The organism is Streptomyces sp. NPDC054932, assembly GCF_053610205.1.
Map to the genome: position 1 here is coordinate 1 of NZ_JBSGXU010000274.1, position 8,463 is coordinate 8,463.

The window sequence follows — 8,463 nt, forward strand, 5'->3', positions numbered from 1 at the left end:
GCCTGCAGCAGGCCGGGGCGCTGAGATCCCGGGGAACAACCGGCCGGACATCGATCGGGCCGACTCGATACGCGCGGAAAGCGAGGCATCGCGGCCGCGTCACGGAAAGCAATTTCTAGGCAAGGGAGAATCTCATGCGGATGCGATCCACGAAGTTTCGTCTCGGTCTCATCATTTCGGCGACGCTGCTCGGTGCTGGTGCGATGGCACCGGTCGCCACGGCAGCCCCGGCATCTACCGCCCAGACGGCCACCGCGGTCGTCGCCGGTGACGCCCAGCCGGGCGGCGGCCGGTTCGACGGCAGGGCGCTACTGGACGGCGTCAAGGTGGAGAACGGCAGCGTCCGGGTCGGCGACCGGGTCTGTGCGGGCAAGTGCAACGGGTCGGTGAACGGCACCGAGGGCAGCAAGGGCGGTATCTGTGCCGGGCAGTGCAACGGAAGCGCCAACGGTGGCACCGGCACCACCGGCGTGCCGGGCGGTACCGGCGGCACCGGCGGTACCGGCGGCATCTGCGCCGGTTCCTGCAACGGCAGAGCCACCGGCGGCACCGGCGGCACCGGCGGGACCGCGCTGCCCGGCGGCGACGGCGGCAAGGGCGGCACCGGCGGTGAGGGCGGTCTGTGCTTCGGCTTCGGCTGCGGGACCACAGGCGGCTTCGGCGGCGCCGGCGGCGCGGGCGGCTTCGACTTCGACTGACCGCCACCCACCGGAACGCGCACCGTGACAGGTCCCCTCGGGGCCCGGTCACGGTGCGCGTTCTCGTGCGCGTCCGGTTCGATCGCATGCGTGTGGGGCGCTCGATAGACTTCCAGGTATGGAAGAGCGGCCTGCCGCGTCCGGCGGCGTCACACGGCCGGGTGAGGGGGGCGCCCGATGAGCGAGGTGTCCAACCTCAGCGTGTACGCGGGCCGTGCCTCGGGTCTCATCGGGAAGCAGATCGCGGGCTACCGGGTGGAGCGCATGATCGGCCGCGGCGGCATGGCCGTCGTCTACTGCGCCAAGGACCTGCGCCTGGACCGTACGGTCGCGCTCAAGCTGATCGCCCCGGAGCGCGCCCGCGACGAGACCTTCCGGCGCCGCTTCACGCACGAATCACGGGTGGCCGCATCGATCGACCACCCGCACATCGTGCCCATTTTCGAAGCCGGCGAGACCGACGGCGTCCTCTACATCGCCATGCGCTACGTGTCCGGCCTGGACCTGCGCGCGCTGCTGGACCGTGACGGCCCGCTGCCCGTCGCGACCGCCCTGCGCATCGCCGCCCAGGTGGCATCCGCGCTCGACGCGGCCCACGACCACGACCTGGTGCACCGGGACGTCAAGCCGGGCAACATCCTGGTCGCCGCGGGCACCGACAGCGACCACCCCGAGCACATCTACCTGACGGACTTCGGTTTGACGAAGAAGGCGCTGGCGCTCACCGGATTCACCACGGACGGCGAATTCGTCGGAACGCTCGACTACATGGCGCCGGAACAGATATCCGGCAGGCCGGTGGACGGCAGGTGCGATCTCTACAGCCTGGCGTGCGTCGTCTACGAAACGCTCGCGGGCGGGCCGCCCTTCCAGCGCGAGGAGGACGCGGCGCTGCTGTGGGCGCACCAGTACGACCCGCCGCCCCCACTGACGGAACGGCGGCCGGGAATCGCTCCCGCCGCCGCCGACGTGCTGACCAAGGCCCTGTCGAAGGTCCCCGAGGACCGTTACGGGTCCTGCCTCGAATTCGTGGCCGCTCTGCGCGTCGCCACTGGAGGCGGCATCGGCCAGTACGCCGATCCGCCGTCGCGGGAGGGTCCCCGTCCCCCCGGTGCCGCGGGGGGCCCCGTACCCCCGCGGGAGCCCCCGGTCTGGGCCCGGCCGGTGTTCTACGGCCTGCCCGGCGGCCCGTAGACCGTCCCGCCCCCTGTGAGTGCGTCGATCGCTCCGGGTGTCACAGCCCCATGGAGATGGCCAGTCGGGTCATCTCGGCCGTGCTGTTGATGTTCAGCTTGGCGCGGATGCGGCGCAGGTAGGCGTCGACCGTGTGCTTGGAGAGCCCCATCTGGCGGGCCGTCTGCAGGTAGGTGCAGCCTGCGGCGATGTGTCGCAGTGCCTCCTGCTCGCGGGGGGCGAGCGTGGGGACGGCGGCTTCGGTCTGCGGGGCGGCGAGGGTGAGGCTCATGATTTCCTCCGACGGATCGGCCTGGTCATCACTGCTCACGTCCTCGGAAGCAGGGGACGTATACCGGAATATCGGTGTTTGTCCCTGATAAAGAGCTTGTCGGCGGGACTTCATGGACGTGTCCGCCGACTGTCACAGGCGCGTCACAGGGAACATTTCCCCGCATACAACCCCACTCCGCAGGCGTCCTCAGTACCCGTTGAGCGACTGCTCCGCCCAGATGGTCTTCCCGATGGCCGCATGCCGCGTGCCCCAGCGCTGGGCGAGCTGGGCGACCAGCAGCAGACCCCGCCCGCCCTCGTCGAAGGTCCGGGCCCGCCGCATGTGCGGGGCGGTGCTGCTCGCGTCGGAGACCTCGCAGATCAGGGTGCTGTTCTTCTCGTGGATCAGCCGCAGCTGGATGGGCGGCTGCCCGTACCGGATGGCATTGGTGACCAGCTCGCTCACCAGCAGCTCGGTGACGAAGGCGGCCTCCTCCAGCCCCCAGGCCGTCAGCTGCTCGGTGGTCTGCCGCCGGGCCCGGGCGACGACCGAGGGGTCGGAGGGCAGGTCCCAGACGACGACCTGGTCCGCGTGCAGGCTCCGGGTCCGGGCGACGAGCAGGGCGACGTCGTCGTCCGGGCGGTGCGTCAGCATGGCCGTCAGTACGCGGTCGCAGACCGCGTCCAGCGTGTCCGCGGGCCGCACCAGGGCCGCGAACATGCTGTCCAGCGCCTCGTCGATGTCGTGGTCGCGGGCCTGCAGCAGGCCATCGGTGTACAGGGCGAGGACGCTGCCCTCGGGCAGCTCGACCTCGAGCGTCTCGAAGGGCAGACCGCCCAGGCCCAGCGGCGGACCGGCCGGGACGTCCAGGAGGTACACGGAGCCCTCCGGGGAGACCACCGCCGGCGGCGGGTGGCCGGCCCGGGCGACCGTGCACCGGCGGATGACCGGGTCGTAGACCACGTAGAGGCAGGTGGTGCCGATGCCTCCGGCCGCCTCCCCGCCGGACTCCGGGTCGGCCTCGTCGGCGGACAGGTGGATGACGAGGTCGTCGAGGTGGGTGAGCAGCTCGTCGGGGGCCAGGTCGACATCGGCCAGGGTGCGCACCGCGGTCCGCAGCCGGCCCATGGTGGCGGTGGCCCGGATGCCGTGGCCTACGACGTCCCCCACGACCAGGGCCACCCGGGCGCCGGACAGCGGGATCACGTCGAACCAGTCACCGCCCACGCCGGCCTCGCCGGCGGCGGGCAGGTAGCGGGAGGCGATCTCCAGGGCCGCCTGGTCGGGGAGCGTGTGCGGGAGCAGGCTGCGCTGCAGCGTCATGGTGGTCGTGTGCTCGCGGCCGGACCGGTACGCGTTGCGGATGCCGGCGGCCGCCCGGGCCGTCAGTTCCCCGGCCAGCCGCAGGTCCTCCGGCCGGAAGTCCCCCTGGCGCCGGTGGCGGCCGAAGACGGCGACACCGAGCGTGCCCCCGCCGGCCCGCATCGGCACCACCATGATCGAGTGGGTCCCGTACTCGCCGATCCAGGCGGCCCCGGGGTCCTGGGCCGCCCACCGGGCGAGGGCCGGGTCCGCCGTCCCGTAGACGGCACCGCGGCCCGCGACCAGTGCTTCGACCGGTGGCGACAGCGGCGGATAGCTGGTCGTGTCCCCGACGGCGATCCTCGACTCCGGGGTTCCGTGGAGGACCGACCGGGCCGCGGCACGGCAGACGGTGACCGGCTCGCCCTCCGGGACGGAGACCGGCTCGTCGCCGCGCGGGAGTGGTTCCAGCAGGTCGACGACCGCGAAGTCGGCGAGCCGGGGGACCGCGGCGTCGGCCAGCTCGTGCGCCGTGCGGACGCTGTCCAGGGTGGTCCCGATGGGGGCGGTGTCGACCTCGTCCGTCAGGAGCATCTGGTGCTGGACGCTCTCCGCGGCGGCCCGGTCGTCGTGCGCGGCCAGGCACACGGCGTGCACCCGGCCGTCCGGGTCCCGCAACGGGGCCAGCGAGGTGGTCCAACCGTGCTCCTGGCCGCCACCCGTGGGGTGGACGAATGCCTCCAGGTACTGCGGCTCACCGGAGTCCAGTACCAGGCGCATCCTGCGCTCGGTCTCGTCGCTCACCGGATCCGGCGCGATCTCCGACAGCCGCAGCCCGCGCATCTCCGCCTCCGTCAGGGAGAGCGTCCGCTCCATCCCGGCGTTCGCCCGTACCAGCCGCAGGTCCGCATCGAAGATCGCCAGAAAGCAGGGGGACTGGGTGAACGCCCATTCCTTCAGCGGTTCGTCCCAGGGCGAGCGGGAGGCGCCGACGGCGGACACCACGAACCACTTGGTGGTCCCGCCGGTGGACGTCCAGCGGTGCGCGAGCAGTGCCACTTCCATCCGGTGGCCGTCCCGGTGCCGCAGTGCCACCGTGCCGCTCCACCGCTCCTGTTCGGACGGGACCCGCCGCGCCGCGTCGTTGAGGACATCGGCGAGCCGGTGGGCGGCCGGCAGTCCCACGACCTCGGACGGCACGTAGCCGAGCAGTCGAGTGGCCCCTTCGCTCCACTCGGTGACGATGCCCTGCTCGTTGATCGTGGCCGAGGCCGTGTACGCCGACTCGAGGGAGGCGCCCGTCTCCTCGGGCCGCTCACCAGGAGAGGTGGGAACTTGCTCCATCGCCACTCATCTCGCCCTCGCTCGTTCCGCTGCCGCACTCCCACGGGGATCCGCGCGGCCAGGCGCTCCTCTGACCAGAATGATCCAGCGGGGCAGGGAGCACCAACGCAGTTCCGTCGCCCGGGGCACTCAACCGGCCGGGTGCGCGAGGACGAGAGCCAGGGCCGCGCCGCCCGCCCGCCACACCATCGCGAGGCGCCCCCCGCCGAGGGCGGGCGGCCGCAGGCCCAGGATCGGGATGCCGCGCGGAGCCGCTCCGAAGACACCGCTCCGGTCGGCCTTGACCGCGGCCTCCTTCAGCGCCCAGGCCGCGGCCAGGGCCTCCGGCCGGTCCGTACCGACCAGGGAGAGCTCCCCGGGCGACAGGATCCGGTCAGCGACCCGGCGTACGGCCTCGGCCGAGGCGGTCTCGCACAGGTCCACCCCTACCGGCCGCGGTGCGAGGGCCGCGGCGACGTGCCGCGCGGTGTGGCTGATGGACACGTTCAGGGCGGGCATCGGGCTGCCGCAGACGACGACGCAGGGGCTGCCGTCGTCACGCGGCAGGATCTCCACCTCGTCCGCCGGCGCGGAGACCACCTCGCCGACCAGGCGCTTCGCGAGCAGCCGGCCCGCAGTCCATTCGACCTGCCGCCAGGCCGGCAGTGCGCCGACCACGCGCCGCTCGGCCGGTGAGAGCGCCGGCGCAGGCCGGAGGCCGCGGAACGGGGCCACCACGAGGCGGGCCCCGCCCCATCGGTGGATGCGGCCCTGCGCGATCGGCCGGAAGAGGGTGTCCATGGCGACGGCGGGGGTCACGCGGCCGGGGCAGTGTCGAGGAGCAGCAGCTCGCGTGCCAGCGCGGCCACGGCCTGCCGGATCTGGCCGGGCGTGTGGTCGTACGTGATGAAGAAGCGCAGCCGGGCCAGCTCCTCCGGTACGGCCGGATGGAGGATGGGGTTGACGCTGATGCCCTGCTGGAACAGGGCCTCGGCGAGTCGCAGGGTCTTCAGCGAGTCCCCGACGATGCACGGGACCACCGGGGTGTCGTGGCTGTCCCCGGTGTTGATGCCCGCCTCGCGCGCGAGGTGGACGAAGAGCGCCGCGTTCTCGGCGAGACGTGCCACGCGCTCCGGCTCCGCGCGCAGTATGCGCAGGGCGGTCAGCGATGCCGCGGTGTCGGCCGGGGTCATGCCGGCGCTGTAGACGAAGCCCGGAACGGTGTAGCGCAGGTACTCGACGACCGAGCGGCTCCCCGCGACGTAGCCGCCGCAGCTCGCCAGCGCCTTGGACAGCGTGCCCGACCACAGGTCGACGGCCGAGCGGTCGATGCCGAAGTACTCGCCGATGCCGCGCCCGGTCCTGCCGATCGTGCCGATGCTGTGCGCCTCGTCGATCATCAGGAGTGCGCCGTGCCGGCGCTTGATCTCGACGAGGGCGGGCAGGTCGGCGATGTCCCCGTCCATGCTGTAGACGCCTTCGACGACGACGAGCACCCGCCGGTACTGGTCGCGGATCTGCGCCAGCAGGGTGTCGAGGGCGTTCGCGTCGTTGTGGGGGAAGGGCCGCCGGGTCGCGCCGGAGAGCTTGCACCCCTGCAGGATGCTGTCGTGGGCGAGGGAGTCGTGGACGATCAGGTCCCCGGGACCGACCAGGTGCCCGATCACGGTGACGTTGGTGGCATGGCCGTTGGCCAGGGTGATCGCCGCTTCGCACCCGAGCAGGCCGGCGATCTCGCTCTCCAGTTCCAGGTGGAGCGGTCGGCTGCCGGACAGCAGCCTGCTGGCGGACACCGAGGTGCCGCAGTGTTCTATCGCCTCCTGGGCCGCCCGGTTCACCTGCGGGTGGGTCGCCAGGCCCAGGTAGTTGTAGCTGGAGAAGGAGAGGAGCTTCCGGCCCTCGATGACGGTCGTGTCCGTCATGCCGCCCTCGTGGACGAGGAAGTACGGATTGGGCAGCCCCAGCCCGGAGAGCGTGGCGATGCGGTCGCCGTGGGCGGCGACCTCGGGGAAGCACTCGATCCGGGTGTGCTCTTCGGGCAGCTCGGCGGCGGCCGCTGCGACCGTGTCCGCGACGGGGACGGGGACCGCGGGCGGGTCCGCGGGCGGGTCGGCGGGCGGGGGTGCCGGTGCTTCCCCGCCTCTGGAGCGCTGCTCGGGTACGGCGGCCGGTACGGCGCCTTCGCAGGTCCGGGCGATCATCGTGGCGATCTTCCCGACGGTCGGCCTGTCCGCGGCCGTTTCGTCGAACGTCCACCCGGGCCACTGGCGCTGGAGGGAGGTGAACAGGTCGGTCAGCATCAGCGAGTCGAAGCCGAGGTCGTCGATCAGCAGCTGGTCGTCGCGCAGATGCGCCACCGGGAACGCGCTGACCCGGGCCACGTGCGCGAGTACGGCGGCGGTGACCCCGGCGATGTCCCCGGCCGGCGCCGGATCCCCGTCCGCGGGGGCCACAGGTGCAGCGGCGGCCTCCGGGGCCCGCTCCAGGATTTCCAGGGCCTCCGGGGCCTCCGGGGCCTGCGGGGCCTGCGGGGCCTGCGGGGCGGTCGGCGGCACCGGCGTGGTGTCGGTCGTCGCAGGGGCGGCGACCTCCACGGCGGGGTTCAGGTCGGGCAGCGTCTCGGCGAGGCGGACGAGCAGCACCGCCTGCTGCTGCACCAGCTGGAGCAGTTCGGTCATCGGGTGCTGCGGCGAGACGTCCATCGCGCTCTCCTCGGCCGGTGCGGGCCCGGTGCGGGTTCCGGCCCGGTCCCGGGACGGGAGGGGGGCGACGGGGGAGTCCGTCTTCCCGGGGCGCCGGCGGGGCAGCCAGTAGGACTGGGTGGCGAGCCTGGCCACCGGCAGGTCGAGCAGTCGGCGCTCCTCCCGGGGAATCAGGGCGCGCGGGTCGACCGGCACGCCCAGGACCGCGAGCCGGGCCAGGGCGCGTACGAAGCCGTGGCCGCCGTCCGGGGCCGCCCCGGTGACGGGGACGACGTGCACGTCGCCGTGGTCGGCGAGGTTGCGGCGGACCGACGTCAGGAGCGAGTTGCCGCCGGTCACCTGGAGGAACACGCGGGCCCCCTGGTCGTAGGCGGTGCGGACGGCTTCGCCGAACCGGACCGGCGCGGACGCGTGCCGCGCCCACAGCTCGCGCAGCCGCTCGGCGTCGGTGCACAGGGCCGCGTCCACGGACGAGACGAACGGCAGGACGGGGCTGCTGACGGGGCGCCCGGCGAGGTCCGCGCGCATGATCTCGTCGGCGGCGGCGAGCCGCGGAGAGTGGAAGGCGTTCGACACGTCGAGCGCGACCGTCACCACCCCCGCCTCGGCGCAGGCCTGCCGCATGGCGACCAGCCCTTGCGGCGTACCGCTGACCACGACCTGCCGCGGCTGGTTGAAGCAGGCGAGCCACACGTCGTCGATGCCGGTGACCAGCCGGCGGCAGGTCTCCTTGTCGGTCTGCACGGCGAGCATCCCGCCCCGCAGGCCGCTCTCGGCCTCCCGGAGCGTCGCGCCCCGGTGGACCAGCAGGCGCACGGTGTCCTCGTCGGTGAGGGCGCCGGCCGCCGCGGCCGCGGCGAACTCCCCGACGCTGTGGCCGAGGACGAGGTCCGGGGTCACGCCGAAGTCCGCGAGGAGCCGGGTGGTGGCGATCTGGACGCTGCCGAGCAGCGGCTGGCACACCTCGGTCGAGGCGAGCCGCCGCCCGAGC

6 protein-coding genes are annotated in these 8,463 nt (G+C 73.2%); 2 read left to right on the plus strand and 4 right to left on the minus strand.

Translation table 11 applies throughout. The features are described 5' to 3' along the window. Positions 1-134 precede the first annotated feature (134 nt). Positions 135-698, plus strand: coding sequence for a hypothetical protein (locus ACWGE1_RS38390; protein WP_453425106.1), 564 nt, complete (start codon positions 135-137; stop codon positions 696-698). A gap of 177 nt (positions 699-875) precedes the next feature. Then, complete coding sequence (locus tag ACWGE1_RS38395) at positions 876-1,892, plus strand: serine/threonine-protein kinase (protein ID WP_453425107.1); 1,017 nt, start codon at positions 876-878, stop codon at positions 1,890-1,892. 40 nt (positions 1,893-1,932) lie between these two features. Here the strand turns inward: ACWGE1_RS38395 and ACWGE1_RS38400 are convergent, their stop codons facing one another. From ACWGE1_RS38400 to ACWGE1_RS38415, 4 genes are all read right to left on the minus strand, one after another. Then, entirely contained in the window at positions 1,933-2,163 is a 231-nt protein-coding gene (locus tag ACWGE1_RS38400) for a response regulator transcription factor (RefSeq protein ID WP_453425108.1), read from the minus strand. A gap of 189 nt (positions 2,164-2,352) precedes the next feature. Beyond that, positions 2,353-4,791 carry a SpoIIE family protein phosphatase gene (locus ACWGE1_RS38405; RefSeq protein ID WP_453425109.1) on the minus strand — a complete coding sequence of 813 codons (2,439 nt, stop codon included), beginning with the start codon at positions 4,789-4,791 and terminating at the stop codon, positions 2,353-2,355. Positions 4,792-4,920: 129 nt separating this feature from the next. Beyond that, entirely contained in the window at positions 4,921-5,589 is a 669-nt protein-coding gene (locus ACWGE1_RS38410) for a 4'-phosphopantetheinyl transferase family protein (protein WP_453425110.1), read from the minus strand. Further along, positions 5,586-8,463, minus strand: a 2,878-nt coding sequence (locus ACWGE1_RS38415; RefSeq protein WP_453425111.1) for an aminotransferase class I/II-fold pyridoxal phosphate-dependent enzyme, incomplete at its 5' end; no start/stop codon positions are given. The genes ACWGE1_RS38410 and ACWGE1_RS38415, both read right to left, overlap by 4 nt.

Coding starts and splice junctions, on each gene's coding strand:
- ACWGE1_RS38390 (WP_453425106.1), top strand. CDS start 135: ATGCGGATGCGATCCACGAAGTTTCGTCTCGGTCTCATCATTTCGGCG.
- ACWGE1_RS38395 (WP_453425107.1), top strand. CDS start 876: ATGAGCGAGGTGTCCAACCTCAGCGTGTACGCGGGCCGTGCCTCGGGT.
- ACWGE1_RS38400 (WP_453425108.1), bottom strand. CDS start 2,163: ATGAGCCTCACCCTCGCCGCCCCGCAGACCGAAGCCGCCGTCCCCACG.
- ACWGE1_RS38405 (WP_453425109.1), bottom strand. CDS start 4,791: ATGGAGCAAGTTCCCACCTCTCCTGGTGAGCGGCCCGAGGAGACGGGC.